The following is an 18393-nucleotide window of genomic DNA, read 5'->3' as shown; positions in this document are numbered from 1 at the left end:
TTCGTATCATTTTAAAAAACATAAAATTTATTTATACAAAGAAGATTTCGCTTCTTTCAATGAAATTTTAAGTGAAATGACAGAATATGTAATTAACCATAAAGGAGAAGAAGTTATTTCAGAAAGACATCAAAAAGATTTTAAAAAAGAATCTGATGCTATTGACTATTCAAATTCTGAAGAGCCAACTTCAACTTCTTCAAAAAGTTATACAGATATAGATTTTGACGATATTTAAAAAAAAATGCTTTCTTACGAAAGCATTTTTTTTTAATCTATTTTGAGATATTAAATTTCAATAAATACAAATAAAAAAAGGCAATCTTTCGATTACCTTTTTTTGAGCCAGTGGAGGGACTCGAACCCACGACCTGCTGATTACAAATCAGCTGCTCTAGCCAGCTGAGCTACACCGGCGACTCATTTTGCAGTGCAAATATAGTCTTGAAAATTTAATTTGCAAAAAAAATGATTATTTTTTTTGCGATTTTTTTTAGTTTAATTCGTTCACTTTTGCAACAAATTGATTTGCAGCAACTTCGAATTCAGCTTTTACTAATTTGTAATGTGCTTTTTTATTTTCAACATTTTTTTGGTTTACTTTTACCATTAATGCATCAAATGTATCGTAAATATCTCCTACTAAAGCCTCTGAAGATTCAGTTGGTTTTCCTGTAGAAGTCATTTCCCAAATATATACTATGTTTAAGATATCTCCTAAAACGTAGTTAATTTCTTTTTTCAAGTTTTTAACGCTTGCCATTTTCTTATTTTTAAAAATTATGATGCAAAAGTAAACAATATATCAATACGCTGCTAATTAAATTGTAATTTCCAAAAGAGACGCTTCGCCAATAATTTCAAAACTATCTATTATAGCTGGAATTAATACCGTATCGCCTTTTCTAAATTCAGATTTAAAATGTAGCATACTTATAGTAAAACTACCTTCTGTACACATAAAAACCGTAAACGATTCTTTCGTTTTTTTCCAATTGTATTTTTCTGAAATTTGTAAAATATTGGTCTTAAAAAAAGGACATTCTACTAAATTAACTGACTTGTTTTTATCAGCATCGTAGTTTAATTTGGTATTTGTAGGTTTAAAGTTTATTGCATCAAGAGCAAAATCTGTATGTAATTCTCTACCAACTCCATTTGCATCTACCCTATCCCAATCATATAATCGATAGGTAATGTCGCTTGTTTGTTGAATTTCTGCGAGTAAAACACCTCCACCAATAGCGTGAACGGTACCTGTTTCCAGAAAAAAAGCATCGCCTTCTTTTACAGGAGTTTCATTTAAAACAGCAACTAATGTTTTATTTTCTAAATGTTTTTGATACTCTTTTCTATTTGTTTTGTCTTTAAATCCAACAACCAATCTTGCTTTTTCATCGGCTTGCATAACGTACCACATTTCTGTTTTACCAAAAGAATTATGACGTTCTTTTGCTAATGCATCATTAGGATGAACTTGAATAGACAAATCTTCTTTTGCATCTATAAACTTAAAAAGTAAAGGAAAATTAATTCCGAAATGTTGAATGGACTTTATACCTAAAACTTCTGTTGGATATTTTTCAATTAATTGATTTAAATTCAACCCTTTGAAATCCCCATTAGCAACTACGCTAATATCATTTTCTACGGTTGATAATTCCCAGCTTTCGCCAATTTGTTGACCATTAAAAGATTTATTTAACACTTCTTTTAGTTTGGTACCTCCCCAAATTCGTTCTTTAAAAATGGGCTCAAAAAGTAATGGATAAAATAACATTTATTCGCCTCTATAAGTTACAAAATTACGTGGCGTTTCGTATAAAACCACTTCTAAATCTAGATTTGAATTAATGTGTGATCTTAATTTTTGCCAAATTACAACTGAAATATTTTCGGCTGTTGGATTTAGATTTTCAAAATCGGGAACATCTAAATTTAAATTTTTATGGTCAAACGCATTTTCAATATGCTCTTTTATTAAATCTGATAAAATTTTCACATCAATTACAAAACCTGTTTCCTGATCAATTTCACCTGCAACACTTACAATTAATTCGTAGTTGTGCCCATGATAATTTGGATTGTTGCATTTACCGAAAATGTTATTATTTTGTTCCATAGACCAATCTTTTCGATACAATCTATGAGCTGCATTAAAATGTGCTTTTCTACTTACTGTTACTCTCATTTCTTTATATATTGTCATCAAAATGATGATAAAATTCCTCAAATATTATTTTAAACCAAACCGTATAAAGATTAGGATTTGTAATCATGTCATTTTTAACATCTTCAATCTTCATCCATTTCCAACGTTCTACTTCATCTTTATTAATATTAGGCATGTCGTTATAATAACCAAGCATCACATGATCTAATTCGTGCTCTGTTAACCCATTATCAAATGGAGCTTTATAGATAAAATGAAACATTTCTTTCAATTCTGTTTCAAAACCCATTTCTTCTCGAAGTCGTCTTGTTCCAGCTTGAATATTTGTTTCATTTTCTCGTTGATGACTACAACAAGTATTGGTCCACAATAAAGGAGAATGGTATTTATGATGTGCACGTTGTTGCAACATCAACTCATTTTTATCATTTAAAATAAAAACAGAAAATGCTCTGTGCAAAACTGCTTTTTCATGTGCTTCAAGCTTATTCATCAATCCAATTGGATTGTCATTTGAATCAACTAAAATAACTTTTTCTTCTACCACTCCTAAATATTTAATTGTCAAATTTACAAAAAAAATAATTTTTACAGCAAAGATATCCTGAAATAAAGACTTTAACGTATTGTTAATAAAATTGGGTTGGTTATACCATAAAAAATTGTATTTTTACGCTTCTAAAATTTTAAAAGAAAAAATGGGTAAAATCATTGCAATTGCCAATCAAAAGGGTGGAGTAGGAAAAACAACAACTTCGATTAATCTAGCCGCTGCATTAGGTGTTTTAGAAAAAAAAGTATTATTAATTGATGCTGATCCGCAAGCAAATGCGAGCTCTGGTTTAGGAATTGACGTGGAAAGTGTTGAAATAGGTACTTATCAAATAATTGAACACAGCAATACCGCAAAAGAAGGTGTAATTCCTACAAGTGCTCCAAACGTTTGGATTATACCCGCACACATTGATTTAGTTGCTATAGAAATTGAATTGGTAGACAAAGACAGCAGAGAATATATGCTTAAGCAAGCGCTACTAGAAATTAAGGAAGAATACGATTATATAATTATTGATTGCGCACCATCCTTAGGATTATTAACATTAAATGCATTAACCGCTGCTGATAGTGTTGTTATTCCAATCCAATGTGAATATTTTGCATTAGAAGGTCTAGGAAAATTATTAAATACAATAAAAAGCGTACAAAAAATTCACAATCCAAGTTTAGATATCGAAGGACTATTATTAACGATGTACGATACCCGTTTACGATTATCAAATCAGGTAGTTGAAGAAGTTCAAAAGCATTTTAATAACATGGTGTTTTCGACTATTATTCAAAGAAATATAAAATTAAGTGAAGCACCAAGTTTTGGAGAAAGCATTATAAATTATGATGCAACAAGCAAAGGAGCTGCAAATTACTTAAATTTAGCAGAAGAAATTATCAAGAAAAACAGTAGTAACTAATGACAAAAGCAGTAAAAAAACCTGTGTTAGGAAGAGGCCTTTCAGCACTTTTAAGCGATCCTTCAAACGACATCAAGTCTGTAGAAGATAAAAATGCAGATAAAGTTGTAGGAAGTATCATCGAACTTGATATTAATTTTATTGAAATAAATCCGTTTCAACCTAGAACTAATTTCAATGAAGATACACTTCAAGAATTAGCTAAATCTATTAAAGAAGTTGGCGTCATTCAACCTATTACTGTTAGAAAATTAGAATTTAACAAATACCAACTAATTTCTGGTGAACGAAGATTACGTGCTTCAAAATTATTAGGTCTTTCTACAATTCCTGCATACATTAGATTGGCAAACGATAACGAATCACTTGTTATGGCTTTGGTTGAAAATATTCAACGTCATGATTTGGACCCAATTGAAGTGGCTATTTCGTACCAAAGATTAATTGAAGAAGTAAATTTAACTCAGGAAGAAATGAGCGAGCGTGTAGGAAAAAAACGTTCAACCATTACAAACTATTTACGTTTACTAAAATTAGATCCGATAATTCAAACAGGAATGCGAGATGGATTTATATCGATGGGACATGGTAGAGCATTAATTAATATTGAAAACCAAGAAGCACAAAGCGATATTTACCACACCGTTGTTACTCAAAATTTATCGGTTAGAGATACTGAAGCGTTAGTAAAAAAATATCAAGAAGGATTAAAACCTAAAACAAGTAAAACGGCTGCTACAAAATCATTTGAAATTGCAACTGAACAAAAGAAAACTTTTGCTAACTTCTTTGGCGCGAAAGTGGATATCAGTGTTGCTGCAAATGGGAAAGGAAAAATAGCCATTCCTTTTCATTCTGAAGAAGATTTTAACCGAATTATGAAATTAATCAACAACTAGTGAAGCCGTTTCTTTACATATTTATTTTATTTTTTTTGAACACTGCTTTTTCTGTGGCTCAAAAAAAAGAATTGAAAATTGAAACTAAAGACATCGTAAAGTCGGACATCAATCCATTATCGCCAGCAAAAGCAGCTTTTTATTCTGCTATTTTACCAGGATTAGGTCAAGCATACAATAAAAAATACTGGAAAATTCCACTAGTTTACGGTGCTTTAGGTGCTGGGGTTTATTTTATTATGGATAATAATAAAAAGCACCATCAATACCGTGACGAATACAAAAAACGATTAGCTAATGGAGGCGCAATTGATACTTCTGACCCTACTTATGGAAAGTTAAGTACCGAAAGTGTAATTAGAGGACAAAAATTCTATCAGAAAAACAGAGACTTATCTGTACTTATTACAGCTGGTTTATATATTCTAAATATTGTAGAAGCAAATGTAGACGCTCATTTATTGCAATTTAACGTGAATGATGATTTATCATTAAAACCCGATTTACATACCAATCCTTATACATTTAATCAAAATGTAGGATTTACATTAACGTATCAATTTTAACATTTTATTTCGTAACATTTTAATTAAAACAACAACTAATCAAAATGAAAATAGCATTATTAGGTTATGGTAAAATGGGAAAAGTAATTGAAAAAATTGCTTTACAACGTGGTCATGAAATTGTTTTAAGAAAAGGAAGTTCTGATTCTTTTGAAGGAATAACACAAGCCGATATGGCTATTGATTTTAGCGTTCCAACTTCAGCTGTTAATCATATTTCAGAATGTTTAAACCAAAATATCCCTGTGATTTCTGGAACAACAGGTTGGTTAGAAAATTATGATGAAATGGTACATTTATGCCAAGCAAAAAACGGAAGTTTTATTTATGCTTCAAACTTTAGTTTAGGGGTAAATATTTTTTTCGAACTAAATAATTATTTAGCGAAAATGATGAAAAATCTTAAAGACTACAATGTCTCAATGGAAGAAATTCATCACACACAAAAATTAGATGCCCCAAGCGGAACAGCAATAAGTTTGGCAAATGGAATCATAGAAAACACAGATTATGTTAATTGGACATTAGAAAATCCATGTAAAAATGAAATTCATATTGACGCAAAAAGAATAGAAAACATTCCTGGAACACATGCTGTTTTTTACGATAGCAAAGTGGATCAAATTGAAATAAAGCATACCGCACATAGTAGAGAAGGCTTTGCTTTAGGTTCAGTCATAGCTGCAGAATGGTTAATGGGTAAAAAAGGTGTTTTCACTATGAAAGACGTTTTGGGGATATAAGTATAATTTACGAATTACGAATTACGATTTACAAAAAACAAAATTATGGAAATGACATTTTGGATTATTACAGTATTAATAATTAGTACAATACACGCAATTTGTACTTGGAAATTGTACACAAAAGCAGGCAGAAAAGCTTGGGAAGCCTACGTTCCTGTTTATAACGGAATTGTATTAATGCAAATAATAAACCGTCCAAAATGGTGGGTGCTTTTGCTGTTTTTACCTGTAATTAACTTGTTAATTTTGCCTGTAATTTGGATTGAAACCTTACGTACTTTCGGTAAAAAATCCACTGCAGATATGTGGTTGGGTGTTCTTACATTCGGATTCTATGTGGGTTATGTAAATTATACACAAGACGTTTCATACGAATCGGAACGCGATACCAAACCCGCAACAAAGGCATTAGACACATTAGGTTCAATCACTTTTGCATTAATAGTAGCGACTTTTGTACATACCTATTTTATTCAACCATTTGTGATTCCCTCTTCATCTTTAGAAAAATCGTTATTAATTGGTGATTTTTTATTCGTAAGTAAGTTTCATTATGGCGCAAGAACACCAATGACTCCAGTTGCTGCACCAATGGTTCACGACTCAATTCCACTTGTAAAAAAATTATCATATTTAAGCAAACCACAATTACCATATTTTAGATTTCCAGCCTTGGAAAAAATAAAGAATAACGACATAGTTGTTTTCAATTGGCCAAGAGATACACTTTCAAATATGTATTTGCCAGCTACAGAAAGAATTGAAAAACCTCGTGATAAGAAAACAAATTATGTAAAACGTTGTGTGGGTATTGCCGGCGACAGTTTGCAAATTAAAGACGGAATTGTTTTTGTAAATGGTAAAGAATTGATATTACCTGAAAGAGCAAAACCTCAATATTCTTACAAAATTAGTACCGACGGCAAAACACCAATTGATTTTGAAACAATTTTAAGAGAAATGAAAGTTACCGATCCAGCAGGAATGATAACTAACGACACACTTTATGTTCAAGCATTAACTTTTGAAAACGCAGAAAAATTAAAATCAATTAGCGGTATCACTTCTGTAAAAAGAATGATAAACAAAAAAGCAGAAGATGGCGTATTCCCAGATTTTAAAGACGGAAAGCCATCCGTTACAAACAATTGGAATGGTGATAATTTTGGCCCTATTTATATTCCAAAAGCTGGTAAAACAGTTGCTTTAAACAAAGAAACATTACCATTATATAAGTTAATCATCACTGAGTATGAAGGAAACAAACTTGAAGTAAAAGGTAATGAAATTAAAATAAACGGTAAAATAGCTACTACCTACACCTTTAAACAAGATTATTACTGGATGATGGGAGACAACAGACATAATTCGTTAGATGCACGTTATTTCGGTTACACGCCTGCAGATCATATTGTTGGTAAGCCTATTTTTATTTGGATGAGTATAGATTGGAATGCAAAAGGTTTACTAAATAAATTTAGAACCGAACGTTTCTTCACAACAGTTAGCGGAGAAGGTCAACCAGAATCGTATTTCAAATACTTCTTATTCCTTTTAGCGGGTTATTTTGCTTGGGATTGGTATCGAGGTAAGAAAAAGAAAAAAGAAACAGATTTACTTTAAATAATTTAAGAGTTGTAATTTAGTTTGCAACTCTTTTTTCATTACAATAGAATTATGAAATTATGAACAATGAAATTTTAATTTACCCCACATACTTTCCATCTATTAGTCATTATATTGCGATGATTCATGCTGAATCGGTTACATTTGAAGTAGAAGATACCTTTCAAAAACAAACCAACAGAAACCGAATGTACATTTATAGTCCAAATGGATTGCAAATGCTAAACATATCGGTAAAGCATGACGGCACAAAATGTGCGTTTAAAGATATTAAAATAGACAATCAATACAATTGGCAAAAAAACCATTTTAAATCTTTAGAAGCTGCTTATAAGAATTCGCCGTTTTACGAATATTTCATAGAAGATTTACAACCCATATTCGAAAAAAAACACGAGTTTATGTTAGATCTAAACTTTGAAATATTTGAAAGGATTAATGATGCTTTGGGAATTTCCATTCCTTTTGAGAAAACAACGGAATATTTTCATGAAGTTACTGATAAAACTGATTTTCGTTATTTAGTTAATGGAAAAAAAGATTGCACTCAAATAGAACCGTATACTCAAGTTTTTGATAACAAACACGGATTCATAAATAATTTATCCATTTTAGATTTATTGTTTAATGAAGGAAGATATGCAGTGGATTATTTAAAGCAGCAACATTTATAATTTCTTCTTATAACTAATAACAAAAAAACGTCCCGATTTCATCGGGACGTTTTTATATATAATAACACAAAATTATACGCTGTGTTCTGCTTCAATTTGTTTTTTATCAGATGCTGACATTGTATCTACTAATACTGGTGTTGCAATAAATAATGAAGAATAGGTTCCTACAATAATACCAATTAACATAGCAAAGATAAATCCACGGATTGAATCACCACCAAATACAAACATAATTGCTAATACCATAATCATCGTTAAAGATGTGTTTAAGGTACGAGATAATGTAGTATTTACAGAATCATTTACAATTTTATTAAAATTACCATGGTGCGATTTTCCACCTAAGAATTCACGAACTCTATCAAATACAATTACGGTATCGTTCATAGAATAACCAATAACCGTAAGAATTGCCGCAATAAAGTGCTGGTCAATTTCCATGTGGAATGGCATGTATTTGTACAATAAAGAGTAAATACCTAATACAAAAATAACGTCATGCGCCACCGCAGCTATAGCTCCTAATGAATATTGATATTTTCTGAACGAAATCACTAAGTATAAACAAACTAATAACATTGCACCTAATACTGCCCAATATGCGTTTGTTTTAATGTCATCAGCAATAGAAGGTCCAACTTTCATTGCTTGTAATACCCCAAATTGTTTTCCTTCTTGTGTATTTGTAAACTGATCGTAAGAAATTTCTTTAGCAAAGAATTTTTTCAAACCTGCATACAATTTTTCATTTACTTCTTTATCAACCTCAACACCTTGCTTGTCGATTTTGTATTTTGTAGTAATTTTTAATTGATTGTCATTACCAAATGTTTTCGCTTCAGCTTTGTCAAAAAACTCAGTTGTAGAAAGTGCATTTGTAACATCTTCCGAAGATACTTTTTGATCAAATTGTACTTGGAATGTTCTTCCCCCTACAAAGTCAATACCCTGGTCGAATCCATTCGTAAAGAAAGAAACAAAACTGATAATACAAACAATTAACGAGAATGCATAAGTAAATTTCTTGATTTTTAAGAAATCGAAATTGAAACCTGTAAACCAATTTTTAGTAATATTTGTAGAGAATTGTAAACTTCTTCCTTTAGCAATATCTGCATCAATAAAGAAACGAGCAATAAAGATTGAAGTAAATAACGAAGTTAAAATACCTATTAACAAAGTAATAGCAAAACCTCTAATCATACCTTCTCCAAAAATATATAATATTGTACCTGTTAAAATATGTGTTACGTTGGCATCAATAATAGAACGCATAGCGCCTTTCCATCCAAAAGCAGTAGTAACTGCATTTTCTAATGACAAACCAGCTCTTAATTCTTCTTTTGCTCTTTCATAAATAATAATATTTGCATCTACCGCTGTACCCATTGTTAACACGATACCTGCAATACCTGGTAAGGTTAAGACAAAACCAAAATTAGCCATAGCACCAAATAGTAATACTAAGTTTAATAGCAATGCAACATTAGCATACCAACCTGCTCTTCCGTAATAGAAAACCATCCAGAAAGAAACTAATAATAAACCAATGATAGATGATAAAATACCATTATCAATAGCCTCTTGACCTAAAGATGGTCCAACAACTGCTTTTTGAACGATATCTGCTTTAGCTGGCAATTTACCTGCACGTAATACGTTTTCTAAATCGGCAGTTTCTTCTAAGGTGAAAGAACCTGAAATTTGTGTTTGTCCACCAGAAATAGCTGCTTTTGCGGTAGCTGCAGAATACACTACATTATCTAATACAATACAAACTTGATTTCCGTTTTTAGCAATATCTCCTGTTAATTGTTCCCATTTTCTTGAACCAACTGGATTCATTTGCATGCTAACTGCTGGTTTCCCAAATTGGTCAAAATCTGCACTAGCATCTGTAATAGCACCACCTAATAATGGAGCAACTCCATCTGCAGTTCCCTTTAAAATATATAATTCTGTTACATCACCTGTTTTAGAATTTGTTTTTCCCCAAGCAAATTTTGCGTTTGAAGCCGTTGCAGGAAGTAAAGCTCTAATTTCAGCTCTTTTTAAATATGAGTTAATTTTAGCTGTATCTTTTACATTATATCCAATTAATCCAGACGGACTAGGAATTGCATTTTCAAATAAAGGCCCTAAATCTTTAGCCGCTTTTTTGGCAGCATCTTTTTTATCACCTAATAATTCATTTACTTTAGATTTTGCATCTACCGCTTTAGTCGTATCTACAACAGCAACAGCTGCAGTTGGTTTTTTCTCTGTTGCTTTTAAAGCATCATTTGCCGCAGTAAAGAAATTACCTAATTCTTCTGGTTTTAACGTTTCCCAAAATTCTAATTGTGCGGTTTGAGATAATAATTTTTCAACTCTATCTAAATCTTTAGCACCTGGTAATTCAACTAAAATTCTTCCTGTTTCACCAATTTTTTGAATGTTTGGTTGTGCTACTCCGAATTTATCGATACGTTTTGTTAATACTTTATAAGCACTTTCAATTGATTCAGAAACTTTCTTTTTCAATATTACTTTCACTTGATCATCAGTCATATTTAACTGAATTTCTTCAAAATTTCTATTGTAGAATGCTTCAGCAGAAGCCATTTTTATTGTTCCGTTAGATTCTGCAGCAAAAGCGTCAAAAAAGGCATCTAAATAATCTTGATTTCCTCTTCTTTCTTTTGTAGCTCTTTCTAAAGCTCTATTGAATGTAGGATTTTTAGAGTTATTTGATAACGTTTTTAAAACGTCTTTAACAGAAACTTCTAGAGTAACGTTAATACCACCTTCTAAATCTAATCCTTTGTTGATTTGTTGTTTTTCTATTTCCTCATAAGTAAAGCTAGCAAAACCTAAGTTAAATACTTCTTTTTTCTTTAATGATTTTAAATAGTTTAATTCTTTTTGAGAATCTCCTTTCGCAAATTCTTTCGCATCTTTTACAATTCCGTTAGCAACAAACGTAAAAGAAAGTTGATAGATACAAGCAATCGTAAAAATGATTGCGAAGAATTTAATTAGTCCTTTGTTCTGCATTATAGTTAATTTAAGTTATTTTCTTTAAAAACGGACAAATATATCATTTCATAAAGGATAAAACAATTTTATTTTCGTCTAAAATTCATTTTTTTTAATATTTAATCAACATTGTGATAAATTTGTCTTTTTTCACCTATTTAAGTTCCTCAAAATAAGTAGAATAAAAAAAGCGTTGAAACAATCAACGCTTTTTATTTTTTAGAATTATTATTTTCTATTTGTCAGTGATTGTTGATTCTGCAATTTGTTTATAGGTACCGTTTTCTAATTTTTCACGTATCGCCTCAAAAGCAGTTAACGTTTCATTAATATCTTCTAATGTATGCGTAGTAGTTGGAATCATTCTTAACAAAATCATACCTTTTGGAATCACTGGATACACTACTATAGACAAGAAAATTCCGTAGTTTTCTCTTAAATCGTTTACCATAATCATGGCTTCTGGAATAGAACCTTCTAAGTAAACGGGTGTAATACACGTATTTGTATCACCAATATTGAATCCTTTTTCCTTTAATCCGTTTTGTAACGCATTAACATTTACCCATAATTTATCTTTAATTTCTGAAGAATTACGCAATAATTCTAAACGTTTCAACGAACCAATTGTTTGAATCATCGGTAATGCTTTAGCAAACATTTGAGAACGTAAATTGTATTTTAAATAATCAATAACATCTTTATCGGCCGCTACGAAGGCACCAATGTTTGCCATTGATTTTGCAAAAGTTGAAAAATACACATCAATTCCGTCTTGACAGCCTTGCTCCTCACCTGCTCCAGCACCTGTTTTTCCAAGTGTACCAAAACCGTGCGCATCATCAACCAATAAACGGAAATTGTATTTTTTCTTCATTTCAACAATTTCTTTTAACTTACCTTGTTGTCCTCGCATTCCAAAAACACCTTCCGTAATAAACAAAATACCACCACCCGTTTCGGTAGCTAATTTTGTAGCACGTTGCAAGTTTTTTTCCATACTTTCAATGTCATTATGCTTGTATGTAAAGCGTTTTCCACTATGTAATCGAACACCATCAATAATACACGCATGAGCATCTACATCATAAACAATAACATCATTTCTTGTAACCAAAGCATCAATTGTAGATAAAATTCCTTGATAACCAAAATTCAACAAATAAGCCGATTCTTTCATTACAAAAGCAGCCAATTCTTGTTCTAATTGTTCGTGATATTTGGTATGTCCACTCATCATACGAGCACCCATTGGATACGCTGCACCATATTGCGCTGCTGCTTCTGTATCTGCTTTACGAACTTCTGGATGATTAGCTAAGCCTAAATAGTCATTTAAACTCCAGTTTAATATAGTTTTACCTTGAAATTGCATTCTTGGACCTAATTCGCCTTCCAATTTAGGAAAAACAAAATAACCCTCTGCTTGTGAAGCCCATTTTCCTAATGGTCCTTTATTTTGTTGTATTCTTTCAAATAAATCTTTAACCATAATTTCTTACTTAATTTGTGGTGCAAAAGTATAAATAAAAAAACGTTTTTAATAATTTTTTTTAACACTTCTAACGTTTAACTTGATTGCAATAAAAAACATATTTGTAGAAAATAAAGTTTTACTTATCTTTGACATTCTTATGAAAGCAATAAAAGTTATCGAATGTCCAAGAGATGCCATGCAAGGCATTAAGACGTTTATTCCTACTGAAAAAAAAGTACAATACATTCAATCTCTATTACGAGTTGGATTTGATACTTTAGATTTCGGAAGTTTTGTGTCGCCAAAAGCCATTCCACAAATGCAAGACACGGCTGAAGTTTTAGACCAATTAGATTTATCGCAAACACAAAGTAAATTATTAGCCATTATTGCCAATACGCAAGGAGCTGAAGCAGCAGCAAAACATAAAACAATACAATATCTTGGTTTTCCGTTTTCTATTTCTGAAAATTTTCAAATGCGAAACACACATAAAACCATTGCTGAAAGTTTGATAACATTGCAAGAAATATTAGAAATAGCCGACAAATCTAACAAAGAAGTTGTGACGTATATTTCTATGGGATTTGGAAATCCATACGGCGATCCTTATAATGTGGATATTGTGGGTGACTGGACAGAAAAATTAGCTAAGATGGGCGTAAAAATTTTATCTCTATCAGATACAATTGGGTCTTCTACACCTGAAATTATTGATTATTTATTTCGTAATTTAATACCAAAATATCCAAATATTGAATTTGGTGCGCATTTACATACTACACCAGACAAATGGTTTGAAAAAATTGATGCCGCATATCAAGCTGGCTGCAGAAGATACGATGGCGCTATTCAAGGTTTCGGAGGCTGCCCTATGGCTAAAGACGACTTAACTGGGAATATGCCTACCGAAAAGATATTGTCCTATTTTACCACCAAAAAAGAAAACACCAACACCAGCCCAATGAGCTTTGAAAGTGCCTATAACGAAGCGACTAAATTGTTTAGCGCGTTTCATTAATTAGGAGCTTTTGTCCAGCTATACATTTCAAGATTTTATCAATAATTCTTTTTTTGCAAGCAATAAAAAGAGCTTCTTAGGTCGCTTTTTTAGCACCACAAAAAATAGAATTTTTCAATAAAATGTTTTTTATTGCTATCTGGGCTAAAAACTATTCACTTTTTACTATTTACTATACGCTTTTTTTTATATATTTGCACGCAATTTAACTTCAATTGCAGCATGAAAGCACACACTACAAAAATTATAGGAGAAGGACTAACGTATGACGATGTTCTATTAATTCCAAATTACTCAGAAATTCTTCCAAGAGAAGTTTCTATTCAATCAAAATTTAGTAAAAACATTACCTTAAACACACCAATTGTTTCCGCTGCAATGGATACAGTTACAGAAAGTGCGATGGCAATTGCTATGGCGCAAGAAGGTGGTATTGGTGTACTGCACAAAAACATGACTATTGCACAACAAGCTGCAGAAGTGAGAAAAGTAAAACGTGCTGAAAGCGGAATGATTATAGATCCTGTAACATTACCTTTAACCGCGAATGTTGGTGATGCTAAAAATGCGATGAGAGAATTTGGTATTGGCGGAATTCCGGTAGTAGATGAAAATGGAATTTTAAAGGGAATTGTTACCAATAGAGATTTACGATTTGAAAAAGAAAATAGTCGGCCAATAACAGAAGTAATGACTTCTGAAAATTTAGTTACTGCAGGAAAAGGAACTACTTTAGCCGCTGCAGAAGAAATTCTTCAAGAAAGTAAAATTGAAAAACTACCAGTAGTTGATGCCGATTTTAAATTGATTGGATTAATTACATTTAGAGATATTACTAAACTTACACAAAAACCAAACGCAAATAAAGATAAATTTGGTCGTTTACGCGTAGCTGCCGCTTTAGGCGTTACTACAGATGTACTTGACCGAGCAGAAGCCTTAGTAAAAGCAGGAGTTGATGCTGTAATTATTGATACCGCACACGGACATACAAAAGGTGTGGTAGATGTCTTAAAACAAGTAAAAAACAAATTTCCAGAAATAGATGTAGTGGTTGGAAACATTGCTACACCAGAAGCCGCTTTATATTTAGCAGAAAATGGCGCTGATGCTGTAAAAGTTGGAATTGGACCTGGTTCTATTTGTACGACTCGTATTGTAGCTGGTGTTGGTTTTCCTCAATTTTCTGCCGTTTTAGAAGTGGCTGCCGCTTTAGAAGGAACTGGAATTCCAGTAATTGCTGATGGAGGCGTTCGATATACTGGAGATATACCAAAAGCGTTGGCTGCTGGTGCGTCATGTGTCATGTTAGGTTCGATGTTAGCAGGAACGAAAGAATCTCCAGGAGAAACTATTATTTTTGAAGGAAGAAAATTTAAATCGTACCGAGGAATGGGCTCTGTAGAAGCTATGAAAGAAGGTTCGAAAGATAGATATTTCCAAGATGTAGAAGATGATGTAAAAAAATTAGTTCCAGAAGGAATTGTAGGTCGTGTACCTTACAAAGGCGAATTAAACGAAAGTATGCAACAATTTATTGGCGGACTTCGTGCTGGAATGGGCTATTGTGGTGCTAGAAACATTGAAACTTTACAAGCAACCAGCCGATTTGTTCGATTAACATCAAGTGGAATTAGCGAAAGTCATCCACATAATGTTACAATAACTAAAGAAGCTCCGAATTATTCGAGATAGAATATAATATAAACCTAACAGGTATTAAAAGCCTGACAAGTATTAAAAGTAAAAAATCCATTCCGATTTATTGGAATGGATTTTTTTCATCTGCAAGTTCATTATTATCATTTTTTTTAATCAAAAATTATAATTTCACAGAAATTACGACTTCGTTTTTATAATTCAATAAAAATATTTTTAAAGTTGTGTTTTATAGGAATGAATCTTAAATTTAAAAACTATTTTAATGAAAAGAAAATGAAAAGAAAATATTTTTTAGCCACAATATTATTGGCCTTATCTGCTACAACGCTTTTTATAAATAATGATATAACCAAACAAGCAATAGTAAACACCAAAAAATTTGACACTGGAGATACCGCTTGGATGATTGTAGCTTCTGCATTGGTTTTATTAATGACACCAGGATTGGGATTTTTTTATGGCGGTATGGTCGGCAAGAAAAATGTTATTAGCACCATGCTTCAAAGCTTTATGGCTATGGTAATCGTTAGTGTACTTTGGGTAATTATTGGATTTGGTTTGTCTTTTGGAGAATCAATTTATGGTATTATTGGAAATCCTTCTAAAAATATTTTTTTTAACAATGTTGGTATAAATAGTGCATGGGAATTAGCGCCTACAATTCCATTACTGTTATTTGCTCTATTTCAAGCAAAATTCGCAATTATAACACCCGCACTAATTACAGGTGCATTTGCAGAAAGAATCCGCTTTTGGGCGTATTTATTGTTTATGGTTTTATTTATTATTTTCATTTATACTCCTTTAGCACATTGCACTTGGCATCCTAATGGGATTTTCTTTAAAATGGGAATATTAGATTTTGCAGGAGGAATAGTAGTACATATGAGTGCGGGATGGGCTGCACTAGCGGGCGCCATGTTCTTGGGTAAAAGAAAAAATCAAAAAACAAGTCCAGCAAGAATCACTTATGTATTGTTAGGAACAGGTTTATTATGGTTTGGATGGTTTGGATTTAATGCTGGTTCTGCTCTTGGAGCAAACGGTTTGGCAGTACAAGCTTTATCAACCACGACTATAGCAGCGGCTTCAGCTTCTATGGCGTGGGTTTTTTGGGATAAAATTCTCGGACATAAAATATCTGCCATGGGTGCTTGTATTGGCGCTGTTGTTGGCTTGGTAGCCATCACTCCTGCTGCAGGATATGTAAGCATGCCTCATGCAATTTTTATTGGAATTGTTAGCAGTATAATAAGTAACATTGTGGTCCTTAATTTTCCAAAAGGAAAAATAGACGATGCTTTAGACGTTTTTGGATGCCATGGTGTTGGCGGAATGGTTGGTATGTTATTAACCGCAGTATTCGCTTCAAAAGCAATTAATCCAGCCATAGAAAACCAAGGATTATTCTTTGGCGAAACCAAATTATTTATTAACCATGTTATTGTGTTAATTATTGTATCTGTGTTTTCATTTGTAATGTCGTATTTTTTGTTTTATTTAGTAAATAAAATAACTCCATTACGTGTTAGTTCTGAAAAGGAAGAATTAGGCTTAGACATTACACAACATGGTGAGTTTTTATAAAAAAATCCCACTAAAATAAATTAGCAGGATTTCCGTTAATAAGATTCTGAATCAAGTTTGGAATAACAAATTATATCCCCAAATAATTACTTGGTGTAATCGCTTTTAATTCTGTTTTAATCTCGTTAGAAACTTGCAACGTTTCAATAAATGCATGAATGGATTCTTTATTGATAACTGTATTGGTTCTTGTTAAATCTTTTAGTGCTTCGTATGGATTTGGATAGCCTTCTCTTCTTAAAATTGTTTGAATGGCTTCTGCTACTACAACCCAATTTTTCTCTAAATCTTCTGCGAATTTTACTTCGTTTAACAATAATTTATTCAATCCTTTTAGTGTTGATTCAAAGGCAATAAGTGTATGCCCAATTGGCACACCAATATTACGTAAAACGGTACTATCTGTTAAATCACGTTGTAATCTTGAAAGTGGTAATTTTGCTGATAAATGTTCGAAAATAGCGTTCGCAATTCCTAAATTTCCTTCTGAATTTTCAAAATCAATAGGATTCACTTTATGTGGCATTGCCGAAGAACCGATCTCTCCCGCTTTGATTTTTTGCTTGAAATAATCCATTGAAACGTATGTCCAAATATCTCTATCTAAGTCGATAAGAATCGTATTTATTCGCTTTAATGCATCAAAAAAGGCAGCAAAATGATCATAATGTTCAATTTGTGTAGTTGGAAACGAATGACGTAATCCTAAATTTTCTTCCACAAATTGAGAACCAAAAGCTTTCCAATCGTGATTTGGATAAGCTACTTTATGGGCGTTGTAATTTCCCGTTGCGCCACCAAATTTAGCTGCAAAAGGCACATTAAACAACAAACGCATTTGTTCTTCAATACGCTCTACAAAAACTAATATTTCTTTTCCTAAACGGGTTGGCGAAGCCGGTTGTCCGTGTGTACGAGCTAATAATGGAATATCTACCCATTCTATAGAAAGTTCTTTTAATTTTTGAACAATCGCAATTAAGCTTGGCAAATACACATTTTCAAATGCTTCTTTTGTAGAAAGCGGAATAGCTGTATTATTAATATCTTGAGATGTTAATCCGAAGTGAATAAATTCTTTAAATTTATCCAAGCCAAATTCGTCAAATTTCTTTTTTATAAAATATTCAACTGCTTTTACATCGTGGTTGGTTGTTTTCTCTGTTTCTTTTATCCAAAGCGCATCGTCTGTAGAGAAATTTTCATAAATTCCTCTCAATTTTCCAAATAAATTTTTGTCTACACCTTGTAATTGAGGCACATCATATTCACACATAGATATGAAATATTCTACCTCAACTAAAACTCTGTACTTAATTAAAGCTTCTTCCGAAAAATAAGCGGATAACGATTTTGTTTTACTTCTGTAGCGTCCGTCAATTGGCGATACGGCATTTAATTCCGTTAATTGCATAATGTTGTGTTGTTTTTTAAAGGTGCAAATTTAGTAATTAGTGAGGTGTTTTCCGAAA

Annotated in this window: 17 protein-coding genes and 1 tRNA gene; 10 read left to right on the top strand and 8 right to left on the bottom strand. The window is 32.0% G+C overall.

Translation table 11 applies throughout. From position 1 onward, the window contains the following. The coding region (locus tag ACIQZ1_RS06575; RefSeq protein WP_396160178.1) for a DUF3276 family protein at nt 1–238 on the top strand (238 nt) is incomplete at its 5' end. Between the two features lie 105 nt (nt 239–343). Here the strand turns inward: ACIQZ1_RS06575 and ACIQZ1_RS06570 are convergent. From ACIQZ1_RS06570 to idi, 5 genes are all read right to left on the bottom strand, one after another. Continuing rightward, nucleotides 344–417, bottom strand: a tRNA-Thr gene (locus ACIQZ1_RS06570). Nucleotides 418–493: 76 nt separating this feature from the next. After that, nucleotides 494–763: a hypothetical protein gene (locus tag ACIQZ1_RS06565; RefSeq protein ID WP_353077329.1), complete on the bottom strand. Its 270-nt coding sequence runs from the start codon at nt 761–763 to the stop codon at nt 494–496. Nucleotides 764–820: 57 nt separating this feature from the next. Next, the gene (locus ACIQZ1_RS06560) at nt 821–1780 is read right to left on the bottom strand and encodes a type I phosphomannose isomerase catalytic subunit (RefSeq protein WP_396160176.1); all 960 of its coding nucleotides are present in this window, start codon (nt 1778–1780) and stop codon (nt 821–823) included. Further along, nucleotides 1781–2191, bottom strand: a complete 411-nt coding sequence (locus ACIQZ1_RS06555; RefSeq protein WP_396160174.1) for a 6-pyruvoyl trahydropterin synthase family protein — start codon at nt 2189–2191, stop codon at nt 1781–1783. A gap of 4 nt (nt 2192–2195) precedes the next feature. After that, nucleotides 2196–2720, bottom strand: a complete 525-nt coding sequence (gene idi / locus ACIQZ1_RS06550; RefSeq protein ID WP_396160180.1) for an isopentenyl-diphosphate Delta-isomerase — start codon at nt 2718–2720, stop codon at nt 2196–2198. 151 nt (nt 2721–2871) lie between these two features. On the opposite strand from idi, the gene ACIQZ1_RS06545 reads away from it, so the two are divergent. The 6 genes from ACIQZ1_RS06545 (at nt 2872) to ACIQZ1_RS06520 (ending at nt 8153) form a co-directional block, all read left to right on the top strand. Beyond that, nucleotides 2872–3642, top strand: coding sequence for a ParA family protein (locus ACIQZ1_RS06545; RefSeq protein WP_396160172.1), 771 nt, complete (start codon nt 2872–2874; stop codon nt 3640–3642). Further along, nucleotides 3642–4541, top strand: a complete 900-nt coding sequence (locus ACIQZ1_RS06540) for a ParB/RepB/Spo0J family partition protein (RefSeq protein ID WP_396160170.1) — start codon at nt 3642–3644, stop codon at nt 4539–4541. The genes ACIQZ1_RS06545 and ACIQZ1_RS06540 overlap by 1 nt, the downstream gene beginning before the upstream one ends. Nucleotides 4542–4576: 35 nt before the next feature. Continuing rightward, entirely contained in the window at nt 4577–5107 is a 531-nt protein-coding gene (locus ACIQZ1_RS06535) for a DUF5683 domain-containing protein (RefSeq protein ID WP_396160168.1), read from the top strand. Between the two features lie 44 nt (nt 5108–5151). Beyond that, a complete protein-coding gene (dapB, locus tag ACIQZ1_RS06530) occupies nt 5152–5850 on the top strand; it encodes a 4-hydroxy-tetrahydrodipicolinate reductase (RefSeq protein WP_396160166.1) in 699 nt (232 codons plus the stop codon). Nucleotides 5851–5895: 45 nt separating this feature from the next. After that, nucleotides 5896–7476, top strand: a complete 1581-nt coding sequence (lepB, locus tag ACIQZ1_RS06525) for a signal peptidase I (RefSeq protein ID WP_396160164.1) — start codon at nt 5896–5898, stop codon at nt 7474–7476. 62 nt (nt 7477–7538) lie between these two features. Further along, entirely contained in the window at nt 7539–8153 is a 615-nt protein-coding gene (locus tag ACIQZ1_RS06520; protein ID WP_396160162.1) for a WbqC family protein, read from the top strand. A gap of 72 nt (nt 8154–8225) precedes the next feature. On the opposite strand, the gene secDF is transcribed toward ACIQZ1_RS06520, so the two are convergent. Further along, nucleotides 8226–11192 (bottom strand): protein translocase subunit SecDF, encoded by a 2967-nt coding sequence (gene secDF, locus ACIQZ1_RS06515; protein ID WP_396160160.1) that lies wholly within the window; start codon nt 11190–11192, stop codon nt 8226–8228. A 217-nt stretch (nt 11193–11409) separates the two neighbouring features. Continuing rightward, nucleotides 11410–12666: an aminotransferase class I/II-fold pyridoxal phosphate-dependent enzyme gene (locus ACIQZ1_RS06510; protein ID WP_396160158.1), complete on the bottom strand. Its 1257-nt coding sequence runs from the start codon at nt 12664–12666 to the stop codon at nt 11410–11412. 142 nt (nt 12667–12808) lie between these two features. Between ACIQZ1_RS06510 and ACIQZ1_RS06505 the strand changes: the two genes are divergently transcribed. The 3 genes from ACIQZ1_RS06505 (at nt 12809) to ACIQZ1_RS06495 (ending at nt 16921) form a co-directional block, all read left to right on the top strand. Next, entirely contained in the window at nt 12809–13672 is an 864-nt protein-coding gene (locus ACIQZ1_RS06505; protein ID WP_396160156.1) for a hydroxymethylglutaryl-CoA lyase, read from the top strand. 222 nt (nt 13673–13894) lie between these two features. Next, on the top strand, nt 13895–15367 hold the full coding sequence (gene guaB, locus ACIQZ1_RS06500) for an IMP dehydrogenase (RefSeq protein ID WP_396160154.1): 1473 nt from the start codon (nt 13895–13897) through the stop codon (nt 15365–15367). Between the two features lie 240 nt (nt 15368–15607). After that, nucleotides 15608–16921 (top strand): ammonium transporter, encoded by a 1314-nt coding sequence (locus ACIQZ1_RS06495; protein WP_396160152.1) that lies wholly within the window; start codon nt 15608–15610, stop codon nt 16919–16921. A gap of 70 nt (nt 16922–16991) precedes the next feature. On the opposite strand, the gene purB is transcribed toward ACIQZ1_RS06495, so the two are convergent. After that, nucleotides 16992–18335, bottom strand: a complete 1344-nt coding sequence (gene purB, locus ACIQZ1_RS06490; protein ID WP_396160150.1) for an adenylosuccinate lyase — start codon at nt 18333–18335, stop codon at nt 16992–16994. Nucleotides 18336–18393 lie beyond the last annotated feature (58 nt).

The sequence above is a fragment of the Flavobacterium sp. genome, from assembly GCF_044341185.1.
In the GTDB taxonomy this organism is placed as follows: Bacteria; Bacteroidota; Bacteroidia; order Flavobacteriales; family Flavobacteriaceae; genus Flavobacterium.
Note: the sequence above shows the minus strand (reverse complement) of the source record. Positions and strands in the feature narration are given on the sequence as shown.

Bases quoted from the DNA above. Each gene is read 5' to 3' on its own strand.
- ACIQZ1_RS06565 (WP_353077329.1), bottom strand. From the start codon at position 763: ATGGCAAGCGTTAAAAACTTGAAAAAAGAAATTAACTACGTTTTAGGA.
- ACIQZ1_RS06560 (WP_396160176.1), bottom strand. From the start codon at position 1,780: ATGTTATTTTATCCATTACTTTTTGAGCCCATTTTTAAAGAACGAATT.
- ACIQZ1_RS06555 (WP_396160174.1), bottom strand. From the start codon at position 2,191: ATGAGAGTAACAGTAAGTAGAAAAGCACATTTTAATGCAGCTCATAGA.
- ACIQZ1_RS06545 (WP_396160172.1), top strand. From the start codon at position 2,872: ATGGGTAAAATCATTGCAATTGCCAATCAAAAGGGTGGAGTAGGAAAA.
- ACIQZ1_RS06540 (WP_396160170.1), top strand. From the start codon at position 3,642: ATGACAAAAGCAGTAAAAAAACCTGTGTTAGGAAGAGGCCTTTCAGCA.
- dapB (WP_396160166.1), top strand. From the start codon at position 5,152: ATGAAAATAGCATTATTAGGTTATGGTAAAATGGGAAAAGTAATTGAA.
- lepB (WP_396160164.1), top strand. From the start codon at position 5,896: ATGGAAATGACATTTTGGATTATTACAGTATTAATAATTAGTACAATA.
- ACIQZ1_RS06520 (WP_396160162.1), top strand. From the start codon at position 7,539: ATGAACAATGAAATTTTAATTTACCCCACATACTTTCCATCTATTAGT.
- secDF (WP_396160160.1), bottom strand. From the start codon at position 11,192: ATGCAGAACAAAGGACTAATTAAATTCTTCGCAATCATTTTTACGATT.
- ACIQZ1_RS06510 (WP_396160158.1), bottom strand. From the start codon at position 12,666: ATGGTTAAAGATTTATTTGAAAGAATACAACAAAATAAAGGACCATTA.
- ACIQZ1_RS06505 (WP_396160156.1), top strand. From the start codon at position 12,809: ATGAAAGCAATAAAAGTTATCGAATGTCCAAGAGATGCCATGCAAGGC.
- guaB (WP_396160154.1), top strand. From the start codon at position 13,895: ATGAAAGCACACACTACAAAAATTATAGGAGAAGGACTAACGTATGAC.
- ACIQZ1_RS06495 (WP_396160152.1), top strand. From the start codon at position 15,608: ATGAAAAGAAAATATTTTTTAGCCACAATATTATTGGCCTTATCTGCT.
- purB (WP_396160150.1), bottom strand. From the start codon at position 18,335: ATGCAATTAACGGAATTAAATGCCGTATCGCCAATTGACGGACGCTAC.